This window comes from Streptococcus suis, assembly GCF_017601095.1.
Taxonomy (GTDB): domain Bacteria; phylum Bacillota; class Bacilli; order Lactobacillales; family Streptococcaceae; genus Streptococcus; species Streptococcus suis_Z.
On record NZ_JAGFUX010000003.1, the window covers coordinates 85,374 to 108,826 of the forward strand.

23 protein-coding genes are annotated in these 23,453 nt (G+C 36.7%); 3 read left to right on the forward strand and 20 right to left on the reverse strand.

The features are described from left to right. Positions 1-8: 8 nt before the first annotated feature. Genes asnS through J5566_RS03330 form a run of 3 tightly spaced genes read right to left on the reverse strand, consistent with a single transcriptional unit; the run spans position 9 to position 3,045 of the window. The gene (gene asnS / locus J5566_RS03320; RefSeq protein WP_208562062.1) at positions 9-1,355 is read right to left on the reverse strand and encodes an asparagine--tRNA ligase; all 1,347 of its coding nucleotides are present in this window, start codon (positions 1,353-1,355) and stop codon (positions 9-11) included. After that, on the reverse strand, positions 1,355-2,551 hold the full coding sequence (locus tag J5566_RS03325; protein ID WP_208562063.1) for a pyridoxal phosphate-dependent aminotransferase: 1,197 nt from the start codon (positions 2,549-2,551) through the stop codon (positions 1,355-1,357). The genes asnS and J5566_RS03325 overlap by 1 nt, the downstream gene beginning before the upstream one ends. Next, positions 2,548-3,045, reverse strand: coding sequence for a DUF5590 domain-containing protein (locus tag J5566_RS03330; RefSeq protein WP_208562064.1), 498 nt, complete (start codon positions 3,043-3,045; stop codon positions 2,548-2,550). The genes J5566_RS03325 and J5566_RS03330 overlap by 4 nt, the downstream gene beginning before the upstream one ends. Positions 3,046-3,170: 125 nt before the next feature. Between J5566_RS03330 and J5566_RS03335 the strand changes: the two genes are divergently transcribed. Then, entirely contained in the window at positions 3,171-3,635 is a 465-nt protein-coding gene (locus J5566_RS03335; protein WP_208562065.1) for a MarR family winged helix-turn-helix transcriptional regulator, read from the forward strand. A 53-nt stretch (positions 3,636-3,688) separates the two neighbouring features. Beyond that, a complete protein-coding gene (locus J5566_RS03340; RefSeq protein WP_208562066.1) occupies positions 3,689-4,234 on the forward strand; it encodes an NADPH-dependent FMN reductase in 546 nt (181 codons plus the stop codon). 195 nt (positions 4,235-4,429) lie between these two features. On the opposite strand, the gene ldcB is transcribed toward J5566_RS03340, so the two are convergent. The 3 genes from ldcB to J5566_RS03355 are packed head-to-tail and all read right to left on the reverse strand — an operon-like array spanning position 4,430 to position 7,841. Then, positions 4,430-5,221, reverse strand: coding sequence for an LD-carboxypeptidase LdcB/DacB (ldcB, locus tag J5566_RS03345; protein WP_208562216.1), 792 nt, complete (start codon positions 5,219-5,221; stop codon positions 4,430-4,432). 14 nt (positions 5,222-5,235) lie between these two features. Next, positions 5,236-6,816 (reverse strand): TcaA second domain-containing protein, encoded by a 1,581-nt coding sequence (locus tag J5566_RS03350; protein WP_208562067.1) that lies wholly within the window; start codon positions 6,814-6,816, stop codon positions 5,236-5,238. A gap of 17 nt (positions 6,817-6,833) precedes the next feature. After that, complete coding sequence (locus tag J5566_RS03355) at positions 6,834-7,841, reverse strand: DUF6574 domain-containing protein (protein ID WP_208562068.1); 1,008 nt, start codon at positions 7,839-7,841, stop codon at positions 6,834-6,836. 226 nt (positions 7,842-8,067) lie between these two features. Between J5566_RS03355 and J5566_RS03360 the strand changes: the two genes are divergently transcribed. Continuing rightward, on the forward strand, positions 8,068-8,745 hold the full coding sequence (locus tag J5566_RS03360; RefSeq protein WP_244228942.1) for an Ltp family lipoprotein: 678 nt from the start codon (positions 8,068-8,070) through the stop codon (positions 8,743-8,745). A 156-nt stretch (positions 8,746-8,901) separates the two neighbouring features. On the opposite strand, the gene J5566_RS03365 is transcribed toward J5566_RS03360, so the two are convergent. From J5566_RS03365 to J5566_RS03430, 14 genes are all read right to left on the reverse strand, one after another. Next, on the reverse strand, positions 8,902-10,383 hold the full coding sequence (locus J5566_RS03365; protein ID WP_432215582.1) for a nucleotide sugar dehydrogenase: 1,482 nt from the start codon (positions 10,381-10,383) through the stop codon (positions 8,902-8,904). Positions 10,384-10,495: 112 nt separating this feature from the next. Continuing rightward, entirely contained in the window at positions 10,496-11,167 is a 672-nt protein-coding gene (locus J5566_RS03370) for an acyltransferase (RefSeq protein ID WP_208562070.1), read from the reverse strand. 3 nt (positions 11,168-11,170) lie between these two features. Beyond that, a complete protein-coding gene (locus tag J5566_RS03375; protein WP_208562071.1) occupies positions 11,171-12,616 on the reverse strand; it encodes a flippase in 1,446 nt (481 codons plus the stop codon). Between the two features lie 8 nt (positions 12,617-12,624). Further along, entirely contained in the window at positions 12,625-13,842 is a 1,218-nt protein-coding gene (locus J5566_RS03380; protein WP_208562072.1) for a glycosyltransferase, read from the reverse strand. Further along, positions 13,835-15,124 carry a hypothetical protein gene (locus J5566_RS03385; RefSeq protein ID WP_208562073.1) on the reverse strand — a complete coding sequence of 430 codons (1,290 nt, stop codon included), beginning with the start codon at positions 15,122-15,124 and terminating at the stop codon, positions 13,835-13,837. The genes J5566_RS03380 and J5566_RS03385 overlap by 8 nt, the downstream gene beginning before the upstream one ends. Further along, positions 15,114-16,001 (reverse strand): glycosyltransferase family 2 protein, encoded by an 888-nt coding sequence (locus J5566_RS03390; RefSeq protein ID WP_208562074.1) that lies wholly within the window; start codon positions 15,999-16,001, stop codon positions 15,114-15,116. Before J5566_RS03390 ends, J5566_RS03385 begins: the two co-directional genes overlap by 11 nt. Then, complete coding sequence (locus J5566_RS03395; protein WP_208562075.1) at positions 16,001-16,924, reverse strand: capsular polysaccharide synthesis protein; 924 nt, start codon at positions 16,922-16,924, stop codon at positions 16,001-16,003. The genes J5566_RS03390 and J5566_RS03395 overlap by 1 nt, the downstream gene beginning before the upstream one ends. Then, positions 16,925-18,004 carry a glycosyltransferase gene (locus tag J5566_RS03400; RefSeq protein ID WP_208562076.1) on the reverse strand — a complete coding sequence of 360 codons (1,080 nt, stop codon included), beginning with the start codon at positions 18,002-18,004 and terminating at the stop codon, positions 16,925-16,927. Next, positions 17,988-18,779: a DUF4422 domain-containing protein gene (locus J5566_RS03405; protein WP_208562077.1), complete on the reverse strand. Its 792-nt coding sequence runs from the start codon at positions 18,777-18,779 to the stop codon at positions 17,988-17,990. Before J5566_RS03405 ends, J5566_RS03400 begins: the two co-directional genes overlap by 17 nt. 11 nt (positions 18,780-18,790) lie before the next feature. Further along, entirely contained in the window at positions 18,791-19,900 is a 1,110-nt protein-coding gene (gene glf, locus J5566_RS03410) for a UDP-galactopyranose mutase (RefSeq protein WP_208562078.1), read from the reverse strand. Positions 19,901-19,930: 30 nt separating this feature from the next. Further along, on the reverse strand, positions 19,931-21,292 hold the full coding sequence (locus tag J5566_RS03415; protein WP_208562079.1) for a sugar transferase: 1,362 nt from the start codon (positions 21,290-21,292) through the stop codon (positions 19,931-19,933). Positions 21,293-21,316: 24 nt separating this feature from the next. Beyond that, positions 21,317-22,009 (reverse strand): tyrosine-protein kinase, encoded by a 693-nt coding sequence (locus J5566_RS03420; RefSeq protein ID WP_208562080.1) that lies wholly within the window; start codon positions 22,007-22,009, stop codon positions 21,317-21,319. Positions 22,010-22,018: 9 nt separating this feature from the next. Next, entirely contained in the window at positions 22,019-22,708 is a 690-nt protein-coding gene (locus J5566_RS03425) for a Wzz/FepE/Etk N-terminal domain-containing protein (RefSeq protein WP_208562081.1), read from the reverse strand. A gap of 15 nt (positions 22,709-22,723) precedes the next feature. Continuing rightward, positions 22,724-23,452, reverse strand: a complete 729-nt coding sequence (locus tag J5566_RS03430; RefSeq protein ID WP_208562082.1) for a CpsB/CapC family capsule biosynthesis tyrosine phosphatase — start codon at positions 23,450-23,452, stop codon at positions 22,724-22,726. Position 23,453 lies beyond the last annotated feature (1 nt).

Consider the following 23,453-nt stretch of genomic DNA (forward strand, 5'->3'; position numbering starts at 1 on the left):
GATTGAATTTATGGATGCAAGCGGTGCAACATACGTGGGAACGGAATGGCTTCACGGATGTGTTTTGTGCCAGCGACGAAGGTTACCATACGCTCAATACCGATACCGAAACCACCGTGTGGTACTGAACCGTACTTACGCAGGTCAAGGTAGAATTCGTATTCGGACTTGTCCATACCGAGTTCATCCATCTTGGCTACCAAGGCATCGTAGTTGTCCTCACGCATAGAACCACCGATGATTTCACCGTAGCCTTCTGGTGCCAAGAGGTCCGCACAAAGCACACGCTCTGGATTGCCAGGAACTGGTTTCATGTAGAAGGCCTTGAAGCTTGCTGGATAGTTAACAACGAAAGTCGGTACACCAAAGTAGTTTGAAATCCAAGTTTCATGTGGTGATCCGAAGTCATCCCCATGTTCGATGTGTTCGTAGTCTGTATCTTCATCAGCTTCATGCTCTTGAAGAAGGGTAATAGCATCATCATAAGCCACACGTTTGAATGGTTCTGCAATGTAGCGTTTAAGGGCATCCACATCACGCTCAAGAGTTTCCAAGGCTTGAGGAGCACGGTCGATGACACCTTGAATCAAGGCTTTGACATAGGCTTCTTGCAAGTCAAGTGACTCGTCATGACTCAAGAATGAATACTCGGCATCCATCATCCAGAACTCAGTCAAGTGACGGCGGGTTTTTGATTTTTCCGCACGGAAAACAGGGCCGAAGTCAAAAACACGACCAAGTGCCATAGCACCTGCTTCAAGGTACAGCTGACCAGATTGGCTGAGGTAGGCAGGTTGACCAAAGTAGTCTGTTTCGAACAATTCTGTTGAATCTTCTGCCGCATTTCCTGACAGGATTGGGCTATCAAACTTGATAAAACCATTCTTTTCAAAGAATTCATAAGTCGCATAGATAATCGCGTTACGGATTTGTTGGATAGCGACCTGTTTACGCGAACGCAACCATAGGTGACGGTTGTCCATGAGGAAGTCTGTACCGTGTTCTTTTGGCGTGATTGGGTAGTCTTGTGACTCACCGATCACTTCAAGGTCTGTCACATCCAACTCATAACCAAACTTAGAACGATCATCTTCCTTGACAATCCCTGTCACATAGACAGACGTTTCTTGGCTGAGGCGTTTTGCTACATCGAACTTCTCCGTACCAGCCTCTTCACCGAATTTTTCAATGAAGTTTGGCTTGAAGGCAACGGCTTGGAAGAAGGCTGTTCCGTCACGCAACTGTAAGAAAGCCAACTTGCCCTTACCTGACTTGTTGGCAACCCAGGCACCGATGGTCACTTCTTGACCGACATAATCTTTGACTTGGTTAATGGTAATCAATTTTCTAGACATTATTGTTCCTCTTTTACTTTTTTCATAAATGTGTGTAGTCGAGCTACTGCTTCTTTGAGCGTGTCCATATCTGTCGCATAGCTGAGGCGGATATTCTCAGGAGCTCCAAAACCTGCACCTGTTACCAAGGCCACTCCTACTTCTTCCAGGATAGCTGTGGTAAATTCGGTCACATCTGTGTAGCCTTTCATCTCCATAGCCTTTTTGACATTTGGGAAGAGATAGAAGGCACCTTCCGGTTTGATGACTTCAAAACCTGGCACTTCTGCTAGCAAGGGATAAATGGTATTGAGTCGCTCTTCAAAGGCCTGACGCATGGTTTCGACCGTATCTTGCGGACCTATAAAGGCTTCAATGGCCGCATATTGAGCAGCAGTTGTTAAGTTCGACGTTGTTTGACCGATAATCTTACTCATGGCCGCAATAATCTCAGGATTACCAACCGCAAAACCAACCCGCCAACCTGTCATGGCATAGGCTTTTGCCACACCGTTGACCACAATAGTCTGCTGACGAATACTTTCTGAGATACTTGAAATCGGTGTAAAGTTATTTCCATTATAGACCAAACGACCATAAATATCATCTGCCAAGATGATAATATCGTGTTCCACAGCCCAGTTTCCAATAACTTCCAATTCCTCACGACTGTAAATCATACCTGTCGGATTGGACGGACTGTTAAGCAAGAGGACCTTGGTCTTGTCTGTCCGAACCGCTTCCAACTGGTCAACCGTTACCTTGAAATTATACTCTTCCGTCGCAGTGACAAAGACTGGCACGCCTTCGTTCATCTTAATCTGGTCAGCATAGGAAACCCAGTAAGGTGTTGGAATGAGAACCTCTTCACCAGGATTGATAACCGCCGCAAAGAAGGCGTAAAGAACAAACTTAGCACCTGTGGCAAGAACGACTTGATTGCGTTCGATAGAATAGCCATAGAACTTCTCAAAGTAGGTATTGACCGCATCCTTCAACTCAGGAAGACCTGAAGCTACCGTGTAAAAACTAGCCTTACCATTTTCGATAGACTGAATGGCTGCTTCTTGAATATTCTTAGGTGTGACGAAGTCTGGCTCACCCAAGGTCAGCTCTAAAATATCTCGACCTTCCGCCTTCAAGGCCTTAGCCCGTGCACCTGCTGCCAGCGTGACACTTTCTTCCATTTCTAAGACACGTTTTGATAGCTTGCTCATAAGCCCTCCTTCTTAATAAAATCACCGGATTCAAAGGAAATGAGATAGTAGGTCTGCTCAGACTTCACTTCCCAAACGAGCTGTTCTTGGTAAACTCCTAAAACAGCACGATCGATTTGTGTCGCGCCATTTTCCTTTGCACGATTCTCTGCCTCTCCCTGCTTAATTCCAGCTGATAGATCTGACAGATAAATCGTATCATCCTGATCCGACACAAGGGCGACTAAATCATTTCCCACCTCATCCTTGCCATAAAAACTATAATAGCTTTCTTGTCCATTATAGAGTTCAATATCCTCCACAGCCTGAATCGGTGTATTTGCCAAGACAACTCGCTCGAGTTCCCGTTCCGTGTCTTTTCTAGGCTGAATAGACAAATCAAGAAGGAAAAAGAAGGAAAAAACGAGTACACAAAGGCAAATAAACAAGCCGACTATCCACTGGCCCAAGGTTGATTGCAAAAAACGTGCTACAGATTCTAGTGATTTTTTCATATCGTTCTTATTATACACCATATTCCCTCAGATTGCTATCCTTTAGGGGAAAAGAGGTTCGTATGATTTCCTTGATGATCCTAGAAAATCTTGCATAATGTAAGCTTTATTGATAAAATAGGGCTATGAACAGGATCGAACAAGCATTACAAGAAAATCAAGAAGCCCTACATAGCTTGGTTGTTTTTCACAGAGCAGCCAATGCTATTGTCAAAAAGGAAGTCGAAACGATTAAGAAACACAATTTGACCGTTTGTCAATTTGGCGTTTTGGAAGCCTTGTACAACAAAGGCGACCTCCGCATCCAAGATCTGATTGATAAACTCCTCAGCACTTCTGGCAATATGACCGTCGTCATCCGTAACATGATTCGCGATGGCTATGTTGTAAAGGTTCCAGATACCAAGGACAGACGCTCCTTCTTAGTCGGTTTAACCCCTCTCGGTCGCGAACGAATTGAAGCGATTTTGCCTGAACATTATGAAAATATCGGTAGAATCTTCTCAGTCATTAGCCCTGAGGAACAAGTCATCTTGGCAGATATCTTAAAACAATTTAAAAATTTGAAATCATCTACATTAAAATCTTGACAAATTTAAAATTTATAATATAATAATATTATGAATTTTAAAGGAGCCTAGATATGGCACATGTCTTATTTCTAGTTGGTTCACTGCGTGACGGATCTTTCAACCATCAAATGGCCAAGGAAGTCGAAACGCTTTTGTCTGACAAAGCTCAAGTCTCCTATATCGACTTGGCATCCATTCCCCTCTTTAATCAAGACATTGAAATTCCGACACTCCCTGCAATCGCCCATCTTCGAGATCAGGTTGCTGCTGCGGATGCCATTTGGATTTTTTCACCTATCTACAATTACGCCATTCCTGGTATCGTGAAAAATACTCTTGATTGGCTCAGTCGATCGCTAGACTTGACCAATCCCAAAGGCCCTTCTATCCTTCAAGACAAGCTGACTACTGTTTCCGCAGTTGGAAATAGCGGTCACGACTTTCTCTTTAAGGATTTCCAGCATCTACTTCCATTTATTCGGACTCAGATTGTCGGTGAATTTACAGCCAGCACTGTCAACCCTGATGCTTGGGTAACAGGCCAACTGATTCTATCAGACAGTGTTCGAACAAGTTTGCAATCGCAAGTACAAGCCTTGCTAGATGCTATTCAATAAGCTTCCCCCTATAATATCTCTACTCTGGATCCCCCCAACTTCTAGAGTAAGAAAAAAAGAGGCATGACCTCTTTTTTTTTATCTAACTCATTCTTTATTTAGACATATTGTGAGACATTTTTCCTTTAGTCATTATTCAATATTCAAAATTGGATAAGTAAAAGAGAGAGAATAGTTTCTCTCTCAAAATTACAGCTAATATTGATAATCTCCACCTGGGACTCCAAAGTATTCCTCAAGTGTCAAGCCTGATTGATATATATCACTTGCTTCTTGACCAATATAACGTACATGCCAAGATTCAGCAATATAGCCAGTAATCGATTCTTTACCAGGTAAGTAGCGTACAATGAAGCCATAATAATGTGCATTATTCGCCACCCAATTTGCAGCACTAGGTTCAGTCAAAAGGTTCCCAGATGCGTCCATAATATCAAAAGCAAGTCCTGTTTGATGTTCACTATATCCTGGACGTGCTGAATAAGTATCAGCAGCAGCTTGACCATCATTATTAACATAACTTTGATAAAGACCAGCCTGTGTTTCATAGGAACGGAAGCCACTATAATTAGTTGAGATTGAAAAACCTTTTTCTTGCATTGCTGCTAATAATTGTTGGAAAGCAGCTAATGCTGTTGGATTTTCTCCAGGTGCAAATGAAGGATCTAAAGGGTGTTTTTTGTTTGCGATAATAATTTCGCCATACTTCCCTTGCACACTATAGTAGGATCCATTGTATGTTGCACTTGTTGCAATACTCGTAGTTGACTGTTCGGAAGAAGTTGTTTCTCCACTCGTTGTAGATGTTGTCGAATTACTTTCCATCTCTGAGGAAGCTATTGAACTTGTCGAATGTTCACTTGATTGGCTAGTGGATGTTGATTTACTGACCTCTGACTCTTGAGAAGTCTCAGTTGCAGAATCTGTCTGACTGCATGCCGCTAGTAACAAACAAGATAAAAGCAACATACTATACACTTTTTTCATCATTTTATTTGGCCTCATGTTTCACTTACTCCAAAGATTAAGAAGGAATCACCATTTGGACGCAAGTTAAAGACCTGATTCTTTTCAACAGTATCTGACTTCCCATTGAGATAAACTTCTCTGAATTTATTGTGAACAGTTACTAAATAGTTTTCTCCGTCTTTCTTAACTTCAGTTACAGTATAATCAATAGTGGTTTGGTAATTTATTTTAGCTCTCGCAACTCCACCACCTTCAATATAGTTAACATAGGTATTATAAACTGAACTAGAAGTATCGAAATATTTATCGAAGTATACAGTACGAGCGCTGATAGATGACCGCATTGATTCGATGTATTCGTTCATAAATGTTTGAATCTTAGCCTTAGTCTCCTGTTCCAATTTCGCTTCTGCTTCCTTCGCTGCTTTTGCTGCTTGAGCATCTGCTATTTTTTTCCCTTCTTCTGCCGACATCGTTAATTCCGCAGGAATTTCACCGATAGAAGGATCGACAAAAACTTTACTTGTCTCAGTAGTATATGTCTGATCTTCAAACTTAAAGGTTACTTTTAATTCTAGTGTTTGATTATCCAAAACTTCAACTTTGCCTGTCAAAGATTTGGCAATTTCTTTATCTGAGGAGATAACTTTAATATCTTTCACCAAAGATTGATCTACAGGCAATTTCAAATTCAAATTCTTTTGAATCGGAGATAATGAAAGCAAAATTCTATTTTCCTCAGCTTGGTAAAGATTAGGCTGTAAAATTGTTTCAAAATCACCCGAATTGGTCTTACCATTTGCACGGAACTCCTGGTTTGAAAAATGAAACTCCCCAAGAGAAACTTCTTTATTTGCTTCGATTTTTGTTTCATCGATAGTCAAATCTGTAAGACTACTTTTTACTACTATTTCTACTGGGTAACTCGTTACTTGGTATTCTGGAAAGATTCCAAGTTTTCGACCGCTTTCTCTTAAACCAAGCAACTTATTTCCACGCTGATCATTGTAGGTATTCTTACCTCCTGAAGCCTCAATCGAGTCTAATTCCTTTTCAATATCAACACCTTGGGAATTCAGATATTGCAAGAAATCTTTTGCTTCAGATTTTGTCCACTTGTCCTGATCAGTTGATAATAAACTAGCTACTTGATCATAGTCATTACTTTTCACAGCTGTTTGAAATTCGTCGACTGCAACATCCATGCCAGTCACAGAATCCATATAGTAGTATCCGGCTCCAAGTCCCAGAATTAGCAAGGCACCCAATCCAAATAATAAGCGTTTCTTTTTATTCACTGGCTTAGGTTGAACAAGGGTTGTTGCAGCTGATCCCATTACGATAGTTTGTTCTGCTGGTATTGGCTGTATGATCGAAACTGAATCTTCTGGAACAGTGACTACTTCTACCTGATTTACTACTTGACTATCTGGAGCAGCGTCAGAGTCCGATTCAGACTTCGCAGAATCTAACTGAGTAACTTCCAAACCAGCAATTGACTTGATTTGCTTCAAATCAAATCCTACTTCTTTTGCTTTAAAAAATTCTTCAGGACTGGGTTTACGACCTACTACTTTCTCAAAGAGTTCTATCCATTTTTCTTTTGTTGCCATGAATTACTCCTTGACTATTAAAAGAGACCAGACCAAAACATTTGACCAACAATTGACATTGCAATAATAACTGCAATAAAGATAATTAATCCATTCACTACAATAGCAATCAGATAACGATACAATGGATCCAAGTTTGAATTATTTTTAAAGTTTGCAATCGCATATACACTAGCTGAAGTTAATGCAAATAAAGCAAGACTTGTAGCCAGACCTACTAATGAGTAAACACCAAGCAAAGCAGACAAGGCAGCAATTGCATAAAGTAAATTATTAATTGCAAAAATACGACCATAATATTCAAGTGAATATGCGAAGGTAAATTTCTCATCTTTGTAGATAAAGCGTTTTACAACAAAACCTGCTAAGATGATTGAAAAGATTAATAATGCAAAACCAATAAAGGTTTTAAACAAGACATCAATCCCAACGCTTACTGTAGGTGTTTGAACTGTAAATGGATTATAGCCATTAGTTGGATAAGAAAATAAGTTATTAAAACTACTTGTCAAATCACTTGTAACATTGTTCACACCGCCAGCAATTTTTACCATTGGTAAATAAATGGTTAGTGAAGCAAAAAAGGCAATTAATAATAGGGATGTCAGGCCATTATACTTATGTGTTTGACTAGCAATAGAGGTTGGATTTTTCCAAGCAGAAATCATCCATTCCTTGAATTGTTTAAAGAACAAGCCAGCTGCAGAAGGAGCCGCAGGCGCTTGCTGCAACATTTGAGGATTTACTTGCTGCAATGGTACTGTTTGCTGACCGGTTTGAGTTGGAGGTACTTGCTGATTCACTTGTTGAGATGCAGCATTCTGATTCATCGCATCTTGGTTCACTACTTGTGATGATGCATTTACAGTAGATTCCACTACCTGTTCTTCTACTTCACTCGAAGTAGTTTCAGATACAGTTTCTTGTTCAAACTCACCTTTTGATAAGGCCTCATCAACCTCATGCTGTTCTGGTGAACGACCATTTAAGGCTTCAAAGTATTCAATCCAATCCGTCTTTTTCATAACGATCTCCTTAAAATAAAATTGTGATAGATTCACTCTTTCAGTATAGCATATTTATTGTATTTTATAAACTATTAATACAAAAAGCCTTTGAAGAACTAATTAATTCCAAATCAAAATTATCTTCTCATCAAACTAAAAATTTGATATGGTAAGATATTGAATTAGAGTAAACTCTAAATATTCAATGAAATTTTATACAAATGCAAAAAGCGAGGAGAAAATTATGGCAAAAAACAAAAAAGGAATTGGTTGTTTGGGAGCAATTGCAATTATTATTGCAGGTGGTATGATCGCATCTAGTTTAGGAGGAAACAATTCTCCATCATCTACTGAAACCTCTAAGGACTCAGTTGAGAAGACAGCTTCATCCACAGTTGAAACTTCTGCGGAAACTTCAACTGAAACCTCAACTGTGCAATCAAGCGACAACAATATATCAGACAACACTCCTACTGACTTTATAAATGCCTTAAAATCTGCTGAAAACTACTCAAAATTGATGTTTATGTCTAAACAAGCAATCTATGACCAGCTAACTTCAGAATACGGTGAGAAATTTAGTCCTGAAGCTGGTCAATACGCAATTGATAATCTAAAAGCAGACTATAATCAAAATGCACTTCAAAAGGCAAAAAATTATTCTGATACTATGTATCTGTCAAAACAGGGCATCTATGATCAACTCACTTCCGAATATGGCGAGAAGTTTACCCCTGAGGAAGCACAATTTGCGATAGACAATTTGAAAACAGATTATTTTCGAAATGCATTAAAGAAAGCGGAATCTTATCAAAAAGAAATGGCCATGTCAACAGAAGCCATTCGTGATCAATTAACTTCAGAATATGGCGAGAAGTTTACAGCGGAAGAGGCCGATTACGCGGTTTCAAACCTAAAATAATTTTATAATTAAATTATAGCTCTAGATTTTTTCTAGAGCATTTTTGATATTTTTCTGTTTCAAAACTGAAACAAAAAGAGAGTCTCAAGACTCTCTACAATTTTTGAAAATACTACTGGATAGTTAAATATTATGTAATTAATAGAAAACTGATTTCTAATCTCTTTGAAAAATATCACGCGTGTAAACTTTTTCTTCTACATCTGCTAAAGACTGATCAAAACGGTTGGCAACAATAGCCTGACTTAGTTTTTTAAACTGTTTAAGATTATTGACAACCTTAGAACCAAAGAAGGTGGTTCCATTTTCCAAAGTTGGTTCATAAATAATGACCGTCGCACCCTTGGCCTTCAAACGTTTCATGACACCTTGAATCGAGCTTTGACGGAAATTATCAGAGTTACTTTTCATGGTCAAGCGATAGACACCAATCGTAATCTCCTTCTCTTGCTGTTGAGAGTAGGAATCATGTTCAGAGTAAGCATAGTAACCTGCCATTTTCAGGACCTGATCTGCAATGAAATCTTTTCGGGTACGATTGGACTCGACAATAGCTGTCATCATATTTTGCGGAACCTGGTCATAGTTTGCCAACAACTGTTTGGTATCTTTTGGCAAGCAATAGCCCCCGTATCCAAAGGAAGGATTATTGTAATGATCGCCAATTCGTGGGTCTAAACCAACTCCTTTAATAATCGACTCTGTATCTAAACCTTTAAGTTCAGCGTAAGTATCAAGTTCGTTGAAATAAGAAACCCGAAGAGCTAGGTAGGTATTGGCAAATAATTTTACCGCTTCTGCTTCTGTCGCCCCCATATAAAGAATATTAATACCTTCTTTCTCTGCCCCCTGTTCTAGCAAAGAAGCAAATAATTGGGCCTTCTGACGCACTTCTTCTGAGTCAGTCTTTTCATAGGACACGATAATACGAGACGGGTAAAGATTATCATATAGTGCCTTTGATTCACGCAAAAATTCTGGACTAAAAATAATCCGATCTGTTTGGAATTTTTCCCTCATGCTTTGGGTAAATCCAACCGGAATAGTCGATTTAATCACAATCAAAGCATGGTCATTGTAAGATAGGACTGTTTCGATCACTGTCTCCACATGACTAGTATCAAAATAATTCTTCTCACTATCGTAGTTAGTAGGAGCTGCAATGACAACAATCTCCGCATCTCTATAGGCAGATGCGGCATCTAAGGTCGCCTGCAAACGCAAATCCTTTTCAGCCAAATACTGTTCAATGTAGTCATCTTGAATCGGAGACTGCTTGGCATTGATCAACTCCACCTTTTCTGGAATGACATCCACAGCAGTCACGTCATGGTGTTGTGCCAGAAGAACAGCCACAGAAAGGCCCACATAACCAGTACCAGCGACGGCTACCTTTACTTCTCTATCTAGTTTCTCTTTTTTTTCAGAAGACCCCTTGAAAAAATCAATTGGATAAAGACCTAAACTGTCACAAATCACTTCTAGTTGAGCGATACTTGGTGAAAAATCCCCCTTCTCCATCTTACTAATGGTAGAGCGACTGATTCCTGTCACCTCAGCTAGTTGAACTTGAGTCCAACCAAGCTTTTGACGATGAACAACCAATTCAGAAGTAAACAACTCTAAATTAAATTTCATTTTCATTCCCTCGTAAACTTTTTCTTTGAGTATACCAAATGTATACAAAAAAATCAAAAGAAAGCATTTTGCAAGCCTTCTTTTGAAAAAATGTTCAAATAATAGACAAATCTTATTTTTCCCAACAAATATTTTTCTTTTTAACAGTTGCCGGAACACCAGCAATTAATTGATTATTTTCGGGAAATTGTTTATTAACTAAACTTCTAGTCGCAACAACAGAACCTTTGCCAATCGTCACAGCTTTTAAAATAGAAGACTCTGCAGCTACCCAAACATTGTCTGAAATAATGACAGGCGAAGTTATCAATTGTTCTTCGTCATTAATAAAAATTCTGTGCCCATCTGTATCCCGAATGGAGCAGCCCCATCCGAATAAACAGTCTTTACCAATTGTAATTGCTTCTTGACAATGAATACTTCCATTCCTATTAAAACTAACCCCATCGTCTAGAAAAACACTTCCACCATTTTCAATTTTCAATGAGAAACCAGATGAAAGAAGGATGTTATTTCCAAGAGTAAGCAACCCACCTGAATCAATCACTAAAATTGTTTCTTGAGAACTAATATGGTGAGAACCCTCACGCCCAATGATAATATTAAAGCGACTACTGCCTCGATCAGACAATAGAATCCTGCCCTTAATATTGGTTCTTACTCTCCAATCAATTAAAATCGGCAATGCTTTCGCTTGCTTAAAAGATAGGTGGCGAAAATTAAAGAGAATACTCCTAATAACCGATAAAAAATAAAAACATCTATTCTCAATCTTTTCAAGCATATACTATCTCCGTCCCAGTTTTTTCTGAAGAAATGAGAGACCAAAATTAATCAATCGCTCTTTTTGAATCAACAATAATAAGAAATATAGGATAATACTTATCAAGATGACTAGCAAGAATTGCACGACATGATGAAAAGTCAATAGTGAAACAATTTTCCAAATAGGGAAAATAACAAATGAACTTAAGGCATAAATAAAAAATTGTTTTATCCTATTTCCAAAATGTAGAATATCTCTTGCATTATAGATTGCAAAAATACAGATAAGTAATTCCGTAAAAATAGTTGTCAATGCTGCTCCCAGGAAGTCAAGGTAGAAAATACTAAGCAAATTTGATGAAACATTAAAAATGAGTGCAATGATAAAAGTGCGTAATACTATTTTTTCTCTATGAACTACCATTAGTATCGGAGTCACTAATAAGCCATTCAAAGAAGAAATTAGTACCATTGGACTAAGGATTCGTACAGCAATTGATGAAGCCTGAAAACTTTCCCCCCCAACTAATTCGACTAAAAATGGACTAAAGATGAATATTCCAATCATAATGGGTAAGCCCAACATCATCAGAAAGTCAAATGCATCTTCTGCCACTTTTTCAAACTCTAACTGCTGATTATTTTTGAAGTAATATGCTAAGCGAGGTGTTAAAATTACCGTTACAGAAGAAACCATAGTCGTAATAATATTGACAATTTTTGTAGCTAGTGTATAAAGACCAACACTATAATCATCTTTGATAAAACCCAATAATGTAACATCAAAAAATCGATAAAGATTCATCGCTAATAATGTAAGAAATATGAAGAACATAGGCCTAACATATTCTTTAATATGATAATGAGTTTCTTTGAATAATACGAGCTCATTTCTCAATTTAAAGATATTAAAACATTGGGAACCCACATTTGCAAAAACTGTGATAAATGCGTATATGTAAATATGATCTGCTGTTTTTACAAATGTAAAGAGTAGTATCATCGATAGGATTTGAAACAGAATTGCTCTGATTGTAATATAGCGATATTCCTCCATTAATTGAAAATACCATTCCATCCCAAATGTATTAAATAAAATGGATAAACTAAAGATTAGTATTAATGACCTATATTCACTTAATGCTGGCAGTTGAAGAGATAAAACTAAAGCTACAAATGAAACTAGAGCAGTACCAATATTTATCAGTAGCATATTTGTAGCAAAATTTGAAAGTAACTTCAAATCATCTCGATACTTAGCACCTTCCCTAATGGCAAATACATTTATCCCAAATGTAGAAAATAGAATAAAGTAATTCACATAGGAAGAGGCAAAGTTTACTGCTCCTAAACCATCAACTGATAAAATTCTAGAAATATAAGGATAAGAGATGAGAGGAAAAAGAATGGCAAGAGTTGTTTTTATCAGGTTCAAGATGTAATTTGATGCAATTGATTTTTTTTTCATAGTATCAACTAACCCAATAATGTACTAGCTATCGCATCTACTATGTCATCTATCTGCGAAATGCCGTGGACATAGTCACTTTCTTGATCGATTTTATATTCAAATGAACCCTTAGTCAATTTATGTAGTTCTTGTGCAAACTTATGAATGTCAATATGATCAACAGAATGGATATTCTCGTTAAAATCAGAAATATCCTTTGTCTCAAATGAATTTGCCAACACTTGCATACCAAAAGTAGCCATCTCCAATGGTGGGTAGGATGGATGTGGCGAAACCATCAATGAAATACCAACTTTAGATTCCAACATAAACTTCGCATAATCATCGATCGACATTTTCCCGAGTGATCGAACAACCAAACCTTCCTCTAAAACCAAGTCATTCATATCCTCTCCTGCTGAATAAATTTCCCATTCAGCAAAGTCAGGTGCCATTTTTTTCCATTCCCTCAGTCCCATACAGATTAACTCGAAAGCATTTCTTGGCTTTCCGGGACGACCATACAAGAGAACGCGTTTTTTTCTAGTTGGTTTCTCAGATACTTTTAAAAGAACCTCTTTTAATTTTTCATTTAGTATTGGATCAAAATAATAAGATTCTTTAAAATGATAGCCTCTTGACAATACATTGTCTCTTAAATATTTTGAATTAAATACTACTATTTGATCCTCAATCGTATAGGTGCTCTCTGATAATAAATAGTTTGATGACCATTGATAAAAACCTGGCTCATAATCCTGCACCAAATAAATCAGAGACTTTCGTTCACCAAATAATTCTGCTTGTTGATCCAAAAACTTATTGGCATTGTATATCGTAAACCACATGGTACCCAAGAAATAGTCATTTTTCCGGATTGTAAATGTAGATTGATTCTTACTAATATCGACGATTGTATAACCTGATAAATCTTTTTGATTTGTAACAATAGAAAATCCAGGAATTGAATACAACTGATCCGATTTTACTTCCTGTCCCATCACCAAAATCCGCAAATCAACATCATATTTTGAAAATTTCAAAAAGAAATCCAAAGCTGATTTGATACCAGCATAAACATCCTTAGCCCTTAAGGATGTAATCATTAAATTAATTCGAACCTTTGGATTATCAGATGCAACCAAATGGTAATCTTTGAGATCGGCAACACAAGTAAAATCTTTATTCAGAAATCTTTTCTCTATTTTTCGTTTTAAATCCTTTAAATCTGATTTATTAATCATATATATTCTCTTTTCTTTTCAAAAACTCACAAAATGCAACAATTAAAGATACTATCAAAATCCCCTGATACCAATTCAAAATATCAAATAATAATGCTGATGAAAAAATACCTAGCATAGCTATGAGGACTAATATAATCTCTATTTTTTTTTCAATATGAATCTGTCTAGATAATAATCCAAGCAAATAAACTATTGAGAATACCACATAGTTAATTACAATAATTAAAGAAATTACCCCGAAATCTGCTAAAAATGAAACATACGAATTATCAATTACTAAGAAATTTAAAGTTGTTATTGATAATCCATTACTTGCCATATAGATTGGCAAAAAGTTGAAGCCATTTCCTATAAGAATACGAAAAATGTTTTGACTAAAAATAATATCGAGACTTTTTGTAAAACTAGTTGTTCTATGGAATAGTGAAAAATTATCTGTTGACTGAAGTGCCGAAAACTTCGAGATAAATACTTGGTACAAAGTTTGATCTGACACAAAAATAAACTGTGAAGATACCGCTAAAACAAGAAATAGGAATGAGAAAATAAAAATAGTCCTTACTCTTCTCAAATTCTTATCAACAAAAATTGCTTTTAGGAAAAAATATAGTACAATCAGAACAATTGATAGGAGCATCCCAGTTCGTTTTTCTGTACCAAAAATCAAATAAAGTTGCATTAACATACAGAATACTTTTAGAGCATTATTCTTTAATTTGAAATAGAAAACTAAAGTACATGTGAGCATAACCGAAGTAATCAGAGAATGCTCAAATCCACCACGATAAACCGATAATGTAGTACCTGCTTTGTTTAAAGCTTCAATTTTTTGAGCTAAGGTATAGAAAGAAACAAATGGATTGATTCTACCAAGAGATAATAATTCAAGTAATCCTACGAAGATATTCAAAATACCAATATTTACTATTACCTTTAGGACAGCTCCAAAACCTAACTTATTAAGTATTGTAAGAAAAATTGTAATTTTCGTTGCAATTAAATACATAACAATTAATTCTTTGAAAGAAACATTGTTAGATAGAATCGTATGAAGACCGAAGGAAATAGATGGAATTGAAAAACCAATTACTCCATTTCGTGTTATTTTCAGTTGTTTAGATGAAATAAATACAAATAGTAACAGAAAATCAATTAACAGATAAACAAATTTATTATTATCAGAGAGTCTGTAAAATAATCCCCCCCAATAAAAGGAAAAAACCTGATAATAGCACGTAACTAAGAATAATAATTCATTAATTTTGATTCTAATTCGCATTTCTAACCTCGGAAGAAATCGAAAGATTGATAACCTTTCCAATTGTTTTTTTATTGGCAAAGTGCACTCTTAAACTACTGATAATACTTTTCACTAGGAAGCGCCGTCTGACTAAATCATTATTTTGAAAACTTTGCAAGGATGATTGATCCTCCTTGTGATAAATTGAAATTTCAGGATAATATAGCATTGTTAGCCCTGCTTTTTTGAAAGTAATACTCAAAATCACTTCCTCATAGTACAGGAAAGTTCCTCCAAAAAGACCATCCATTAGATTCAAATAATTTTCTGTCAAAAAAATAACAGAACCATGTAGTGAATAATCTCCATTTGAAGTACCTCTTCCAGAAAAATCATTGGCTTTATCAGCTATTGATTGAAAAAATCTACGTTTTAAAAATGTAAAAATCTTTGAAAATGCGAGACAATTAATGACTAGTGACTTTACTGTTGATTGTAGAGACGTCGGGAAATAGGCGGGATTCTGATTAATACCGTCTGAACCAATAATCTGCGTCCCTATTGCACCAACATGGGATGGATAGGTTAATTTCGACAACTTTTCTACATAATCTACTTGATCAAAAATGACGTCGTTGTTCACTAATAAAATACGGTGAATGAAATATTTAGTTTTTAAAAAGTTAATTCCTAAATTATTGCCATTTGCGAAACCAAGATTTTTTTCTGATCCAATTAAATGAATATTTTTATCATCACTTATCCAATCAGAAATTTTCTCAACTGACTCATTATTCGACCCATTGTCAACTACAACTGCTTCAAATTCTTGTGAACTCTGCTTTCTTAAACTCTCAATACACTCTAAAGTATCTTGCCAATTTAAGTAGTTCAGAATGACTATTCCAATTCTCATTATGTCTCCATTTCCTCTTTCCCTAAATAGTAATGATAAACAGTCTCATGATTATTTTTAAAGTTAGTGTATTTTTTCTTATATGTTAATTTATGAACACCGTAACTTGCATTTATTTTATCCTTTATCTCATCGGACATGACATCGTTTAACTTTCCAAAAAGATAAAATCGTTCATTACCATTAATCTTTTTATTACGAAGAATTTCTTCCATCCCAGTCATTCTAACTGCAAGCAATAATACATAGTCTAATAAAAAATAATCGATAATCTGGTTATATTGAATAAAATACTGATTAAATATGGAAGCAGCTAACTGAAGGAGGGGATAATTTCTAGGCGAATACATAAAAAATGTGCTCCATAACCCTTTAGAAATTGGATGTAGTGGGAGATTATCAGAATGTATACTTAAAAATTCAACACCCGTGAACTCATCTACAACATCCTTCGTGAGAAATATAGTTGCGTCAATCCACAAGCCACCTTTTTGAGATAACAAATTCAAACGGATACAATCTGAAAAGTGAGTTCTAGAAATTGAACCTTGCTTATATTTCCTAATAATCTCTAAAGGTAATTCCACAAATTCTTGAAAGTTTGCTTCAGTTATGATGATTAGATTCCTACCATTAGCTTGCTCTCGTACACTTTTGATACACTTTTTAACAATGTAAGGTGCTGAATCTTCTCCTTGTAACCATGAAATCCAAATCGTATCTGAAGAAGTAACTTCAAGATTATTTGATAATATTTGATTGTAAAGGAATTGAACATCAATATTCTTTTCAATAAACTCTAAAATTTTTTTATTTTTATATTCGTATAGAAACTGACCACTATTTATGAATGGTTGATATCCAATTTTTTTAACAATCTTGTAATAGTTTTCAATGATTTTAAAAATCCTAGTACTAATCACTTAAAAATCTCGTTTCTTTATTTTTGCTAAGATTGATTCTAATTTTTGTAGGAATGCTAATAAGGATAGACGTTTTGTTTTCAAGACAGAAACAAATACTTTTTCTTTTGATAAAAGATAGGAATATTTCACATTTCTCAAAGATGTTGCGTACTCTTTTCTAGATAAGAGATTTCGATATTCTCTTTGATTTTCAATTTTTGCTGAACGAGAATCTGCAAATTGAAAATATAACTTATAATAGGAATTGATACCAATCAAACGCTTGATATGAAGAGCATCTAAGAATATTTCTGATTTATTAAATCGATTTATGAAAAATTCTACTTCCGTATTCACTAAGTCAAATAAATAAATAACATTAGGATTTCGTTTATTCGTTGCGCTTTCTTGATTTTTTCGGTAATGATAAATCGGCTCATCAATATAGACTATTTCATTTGCATATTCAAATGCATACATGTTAAAGATATTATCTTGCATTCGTCTTAATTCAGGTAAAAAAATCAGTTGATATTTATCAAGGAATTCTTTTCGATAAGCCCTTGCCCAGGGAACTCCAACTCCAATTTCTGGTGGAAAATAGGAAGTAACACCCTTGGCAATCAATTGTAGTTGAAGTAACTCTTTCTCTTTTCCTTTAAAAATAAATGATTCTTTCCAAAATGAATTAACAACCTCTTTTTCTTTGTAATTTACAAAGGCAGCAAAGAGAATGATATCTGAACTTGGATTTTTTGAAATAGCTTCTTCAACAACCTGATAAAAATTCTCATGTAACCAGTCATCAGGATCAGAGAAAATGATATATTCTCCTTTTGCATTGGCTAATCCTAAGTTTCGAGCGACTGAAACTCCTTGGTTTACTTGATGTAAAGCCTTAACAAATGGATACTTTGCTGCATATTCATCAATAACATACCCACAAACGTCTGCATAGTCATTATCATCGACAAGTATAATTTCTACATGTTCTGGTATCTCTAAAATATGCGAATCTAATCCGGTTCTTAAATTTTGTTCATCAATTTTATAAATTGGAATAATGATGCTGTACTTCACTTTAGAAACTTTGTCCATATTTCTTCCCAAGAAACTTCGCTTTCAAAAAGGAAATTCCTTTCTCTACTAAATTCACTTTTTCTAAGTACATGAATGGAACTTCTTTCACAGTCAATTTTTGTTCCTTCAACCAGACATTGAATAAGATTTCACTGACACGACCTGGGTAGCGTGCATGAAAGGCTGAATAACCGTCTACTCCAACTACTTCTATCAAACGTTCTAAAATTGGGAATAGCCATTCAAAGTAGCAATCTGCCGCTTCTTTTTTCATGACAAACATATTGAACATATAGCCGCTTGTTTGACCCACAACCTGATCAAATGCCGTCAAGTAACTCGGTGAAAGATCAGCGATAATTTTTCGTACTGCAGGCAAATGTGTTTTATCGAGGGTATTTCCATAATGACTATCTAAGGTTTCGATATAATATTTTCTTCTTGATGGAACTAATACATCTGCTTGGTCCAAAAGATATTCCAATTCTGCTTGAGTTAGGACAACTTGATCAATATCAATCCCTTCATGGAAGGCTTGCTTCTTCATAGTAAAAAAGCGACGGTAATGAACTAAGCCCAGGTAATCGCAGTTTAAATTTTTCCATGCCCAGTATAGTCCCGTTAACTCACTATAATAAGGATTGAGGTGAGAAATATTCTCACCTGAATTATCTCCTATATAGCCAATATCAGCTTTCCCTTCTCTTCCCACATGAATCGGAAGATATAAGTTGGAATCCGTCGGCATTTTTGCTTTTTTATGAGTAGCTACAATCAGCTTAATGTTTTTCACACATTCTCCTCTTATTTCACTTCATTTCTCACACACTGCAAGGCCGCACCGATAACCTGGTGCATATCATAATAGCGATAATGACCCAGACGGCCTCCGAAAATAACATTCTCTTGTTGTTCAGCCAAGCGCTTGTAGGCAGTGTAAAGTTTATTGTTGCGATCATTGTTTACTGGATAGTAAGGCTCATCCCCACGCTTCCAAGTCTTCGAATATTCGCGTGTAATAATAGTTTTATCTTGTATCCCAAACTCAAAATGTTTGTGCTCGATGATTCGAGTAAACGGTGTTTCACTATCTGTGTAGTTAACAACAGCATTACCTTGGTAGTTTTCCATATCCAAAACTTCTGTTTCAAAACGAAGGCTACGGTATTCCAGTTCACCAAGCTCATAATCAAAGAACTCATCAATCATACCTGTAAAGACAACTTTTGGATAGTTCGCCAAGTATTCTTCCTTATTAGCAAAGAAATCAACGTTTGTCTCCACATCGATATTTTCATGATCCAACATTTTTTCAACAATCTGCGTGTAACCACCGATTGGAATACCTTGATAGGTATCGTTGAAATAGTTGTTATCATAAGTCAAACGCACTGGTAAACGACGGATGATAAAAGCTGGTAGTTCCGTACAAGGTTTTTCCCACTGCTTCTCTGTGTAAGACTTAATCAATTTTTCATAGATGTCTGTACCAACAAGGGAGATAGCTTGCTCTTCCAAGTTCTCAGGCGTTTTTCCACCTAAAACAGCCCGTTGCTCAGCAATTTTTGCCTCAGCTTCAGCAGGAGTGACTACACCCCAAAGCTTGTTAAAGGTATTCATATTGAATGGAAGGTTGTAAATTTCACCCTTATAGTTGGCAACTGGTGTGTTTGTGTAGCGGTTGAACTCAGCAAATTGATTGACATAGTCCCAGATTTCCTTTTCAGAAGTATGGAAAATGTGTGCACCATACTCATGAACTTGGATGCCTTCTACTTCTTTGGTATAGATATTACCGGCGATGTGGTCACGCTTCTCGATAACCTTTACTTTTTTTCCTTTTTTAGCTGCTTCATGGGCAAAGACTGCACCGAACAAGCCCGCACCGACAACTAGATAATCATAATTTTTCATTTTAATTCCTGTAAGTAAAAATTCTAAATATTACTTAGCCCCTTCTCTAAATAGAATGACCTTGATGGTCAATAATATTATTTTTACATCAGACCAGATGGTCCAATTATCGATATAAGCTAAGTCTAGCTTCACCACCTCATCGAAATTGGTGATTTCACTCCGTCCACTGACCTGCCAAAGACCTGTAATACCAGGTTTGAAACTGAGGCGGCGTTTTTGACTAGGTGTATAGGCTTCAAACTCATCAACTGTTGGCGGCCGGGTTCCGACTAAGCTCATGTCTCCCTTGAGAACGTTATAAAATTGTGGGAGTTCATCCAAACTGGTTTTACGAATAAAGTGCCCAATTTTTGTAATGCGAGGATCGTTGTCCATCTTGAACATCCCTCCCTGCATTTGATTTTGCTCCATCAACTCTGATTTGCGAGCCTCCGCATCCTGACTCATGGAACGAAACTTATAGAATTTAAAAACCCGACCATTTCGACCGACACGATCCTGCGCAAAGATAACAGGGCCACCATCTTTTTTGATGATTGGTGCCAAAAACAAATAGGCAATTCCAAACAAGACCAAGCCAACAAGAGAACCAAGGATATCCACAATTCGTTTCAAAATCACATGACTAATCGCATAAAAATTGGAAGAAAAGCTAATGATGTGAAAATTCCCGAAGTGACGGATTTTTTTACTACCAAAAGTATCCAGATCAAACAGGTTTACATGGACATTGACCTCGATCCCCATAACTTCAAATTCTGAAATCCAATAAGCCAAATCCAATTCAGTCTGACTACTTGGAACATTGATGAAAACCTTGTCGATAGCTTCTGTTTTGGCAAAATGTATCGCATCTTCTACTTGAACCCAGTGCAAATCGCCAACTCTTTTTGGCTCCTTGTCCATCAAGACAATACCTGCAATATTTTCAGGTTTCAACCCAATTGTTTGTAAGTTGATTAAAACCTGGTCCAAGCGTTCTGAAACAGTAAGTACCAGCAAGCGATTGGCTGCCGTTGAATGATGCAGACCTTTCAGAACAAGGTTAATCAGATAGATTCCCAAAATATTCAAGATGAGAAAGTAAATGACCTCCCAACGCGAAATAATAAAGTTCTCTTCCAGCATGAAAGCTGTGAATGCTAAGGAAAGAGAAAATATCACATTGTAGGTGACAACCTTCTCAAACTCCCTAATCGCATCTCTGTTCCAAAAGTTTTCTTCCATTCTGGAACTATAATAAGCAAAAAAATGAATAAATCCTAAAATAATTAAATCGGAACGCGTCATATCTGTGTAGGGAAGCTCAACAATAATCATCCCAACAAGTATAACAACAGCTAATTGAACAAAGAGAAGGTTTGACTGCCTTCTACCACCATTTTCCATTCAAAAATCCCCCCAAGGGAAAGCTTATTTTTTCCCGTAATTTCCGTAGCTACCGTAGTTTCCGTATGAACCATATTTCTCAAGACTTGTATCATACTTATTCAAAATAATGCCCAAGAAAGGTGTCCCAGTTTGTTCCAATTGTTCTTTGACTTTCAAAACTGCCTTGCGCTTTACAGTTCCAGCTTCTGCTACAATCGTTGTTGCGTCACACTTTTGTGCAATAATGGCCGCATCAATAACTAAGCCAAGTGGTGGAGCATCGACGATTACATAGTCATAATACCGTCTCAAAGTTGCAATCAAGCTATCGAAGTTTTTACTTTGCAATAGAGCTGTTGGGTTAGGTGAAATTTTTCCCGATTCAATGACTGTTAAGTTTGGTACATCTGTTTCACACAAGCCTTGGGATAAATCTGTCCGACCTGACAAATAATCGGTCAATCCTGTAATCTTTGTTTTAGGTTTAAAGAATCCAGACATGACAGAATTTCGGATATCAGCATCAACCAAAATGGTTTTGTAGCCTGCACGCGCAAAGGCAATGGCGATACTTGCCGCAGTGGTACTTTTTCCTTCGTTTGGTTGAACTGAAGTAATTGCTACAACTTTTATTCCTTCTCCACTTAACTGGATATTGGTTCGAATGGCATTAAAATACTCTTCCGTTTTTTTGACTAACTGCAATTTATTTTTAGCTAATTCAAGATGTGACATGTCTTACTCCTACTTCAATTTACTAATATTCGGTACAACACCGATGAGAGGAACTCCCATTTTCTCCTCAACGTCTTCTGGTCGTTTAATGCGATCATCCATCACTTCCATTATCAAAATAATGCTAGCCGCTAAGAAGGTTCCAACTAAGAATCCTAACGCCATATTTCGTGTTGTATTTGGTGAAGATGGAGATTTTGCAGGTGTTGCTTCTTCCAAGGTGGTAACATCGCTCACTTTTGTAACTTCAATGATTTTTTGAGCAGCTACGGCTCGAAGACTGTTGGCGATACGGGCAGCTTCTTCTGGATCACTATCACGAACAGTAATGGAAACGATGCGAGTATCGACAGGAATTGATACCGATACTTTACTTGCCAGTGTGTCATCTAAGTCTAGTTCACCTTCAACTTGCGACAAAACATCTTGGGACATGATGATCTCTTTGTAGTCCTTAACCAAATAGGTTCCCGCTTGCAGTTCTTGGTTGGTCAAGCCCTGTGCTCCTTCAACTGATTGATTGACTACATAGATACGGGTCGTCGAATCAAACTGCGGAGTCATCAAGAATGCTGAGATAATAAAGGCTATAACGGTTGTTACCACTGAAGCAATGATAATATAGAATTTCTTTCTCCACAAGGTTTTAAGAAGGTAAAGAACATCAATCTCTAATAGATTTTCTTCCTGATTTTTCATAATATCTCCTTTTACTTACAATTTGTTTTTCAATAAATCCAAGGGATTGTTCATAAACAAATCCTTGGCATAGTCTTGGCCATAACGCTGGCTAATCAATTCATAGGCTTCCTTCATATAAGGTGGCCGTGAAGACAGATTGTGCATATCTGAGGCAATAAAATGTACCAAATCCTGGTCTAGAAACTGCTTAGCCCGCTTTTTAAAGTCCTTATGTTTGTCTCCAAACAGTTTGGTTTTCAAAACACTGGAACTATTAATCTGCATATAAGCACCCTGATCTATGAGAGAGCGAATTTTGTCAAATTCTCCCTCCAAGGCCTGGTATCGTTCGATGTGGGCTATAACGGGGGTCCTTCCCATTGCCAATAATTCTCGAACTGCTTCTTGAATGAACTTCAAAGGTGTGTTGGTTGAAAATTCAACTAATACTGCATCCGAGCTGCCATAACCTGGTAGTTCTTTCTTTTCAAGTTTATTTAAGTATTCGCGGCTATAATAAATCTCAGCTCCATAATAGATAAATAGATCATCTGCTACTTGCTTGGCTAATTCTTGCACCTGGCGGAAGTTTTGCCAGATGGTTTCTTCTGGCGTTTCAAACATTCCTTTTCGACGATGTGAAGTTGCAACGATTCCTCTGACACCCTGGCGATAGGCTTCTTGTAACAAAGCCAAACTATCCTCTGGTGTCTTTGGTCCATCATCTACCCCAAAGATGATGTGAGAATGGATATCTAACATG

Bases quoted from the DNA above. Each gene is read 5' to 3' on its own strand.
- asnS (WP_208562062.1), bottom strand. From the start codon at position 1,355: ATGTCTAGAAAATTGATTACCATTAACCAAGTCAAAGATTATGTCGGT.
- J5566_RS03325 (WP_208562063.1), bottom strand. From the start codon at position 2,551: ATGAGCAAGCTATCAAAACGTGTCTTAGAAATGGAAGAAAGTGTCACG.
- J5566_RS03330 (WP_208562064.1), bottom strand. From the start codon at position 3,045: ATGAAAAAATCACTAGAATCTGTAGCACGTTTTTTGCAATCAACCTTG.
- J5566_RS03335 (WP_208562065.1), top strand. From the start codon at position 3,171: ATGAACAGGATCGAACAAGCATTACAAGAAAATCAAGAAGCCCTACAT.
- J5566_RS03340 (WP_208562066.1), top strand. From the start codon at position 3,689: ATGGCACATGTCTTATTTCTAGTTGGTTCACTGCGTGACGGATCTTTC.
- ldcB (WP_208562216.1), bottom strand. From the start codon at position 5,221: ATGAAAAAAGTGTATAGTATGTTGCTTTTATCTTGTTTGTTACTAGCG.
- J5566_RS03350 (WP_208562067.1), bottom strand. From the start codon at position 6,816: ATGGCAACAAAAGAAAAATGGATAGAACTCTTTGAGAAAGTAGTAGGT.
- J5566_RS03355 (WP_208562068.1), bottom strand. From the start codon at position 7,841: ATGAAAAAGACGGATTGGATTGAATACTTTGAAGCCTTAAATGGTCGT.
- J5566_RS03360 (WP_244228942.1), top strand. From the start codon at position 8,068: ATGGCAAAAAACAAAAAAGGAATTGGTTGTTTGGGAGCAATTGCAATT.
- J5566_RS03365 (WP_432215582.1), bottom strand. From the start codon at position 10,383: ATGAAATTTAATTTAGAGTTGTTTACTTCTGAATTGGTTGTTCATCGT.
- J5566_RS03370 (WP_208562070.1), bottom strand. From the start codon at position 11,167: ATGCTTGAAAAGATTGAGAATAGATGTTTTTATTTTTTATCGGTTATT.
- J5566_RS03375 (WP_208562071.1), bottom strand. From the start codon at position 12,616: ATGAAAAAAAAATCAATTGCATCAAATTACATCTTGAACCTGATAAAA.
- J5566_RS03380 (WP_208562072.1), bottom strand. From the start codon at position 13,842: ATGATTAATAAATCAGATTTAAAGGATTTAAAACGAAAAATAGAGAAA.
- J5566_RS03385 (WP_208562073.1), bottom strand. From the start codon at position 15,124: ATGCGAATTAGAATCAAAATTAATGAATTATTATTCTTAGTTACGTGC.
- J5566_RS03390 (WP_208562074.1), bottom strand. From the start codon at position 16,001: ATGAGAATTGGAATAGTCATTCTGAACTACTTAAATTGGCAAGATACT.
- J5566_RS03400 (WP_208562076.1), bottom strand. From the start codon at position 18,004: ATGGACAAAGTTTCTAAAGTGAAGTACAGCATCATTATTCCAATTTAT.
- glf (WP_208562078.1), bottom strand. From the start codon at position 19,900: ATGAAAAATTATGATTATCTAGTTGTCGGTGCGGGCTTGTTCGGTGCA.
- J5566_RS03415 (WP_208562079.1), bottom strand. From the start codon at position 21,292: ATGGAAAATGGTGGTAGAAGGCAGTCAAACCTTCTCTTTGTTCAATTA.
- J5566_RS03420 (WP_208562080.1), bottom strand. From the start codon at position 22,009: ATGTCACATCTTGAATTAGCTAAAAATAAATTGCAGTTAGTCAAAAAA.
- J5566_RS03425 (WP_208562081.1), bottom strand. From the start codon at position 22,708: ATGAAAAATCAGGAAGAAAATCTATTAGAGATTGATGTTCTTTACCTT.
- J5566_RS03430 (WP_208562082.1), bottom strand. From the start codon at position 23,452: ATGTTAGATATCCATTCTCACATCATCTTTGGGGTAGATGATGGACCA.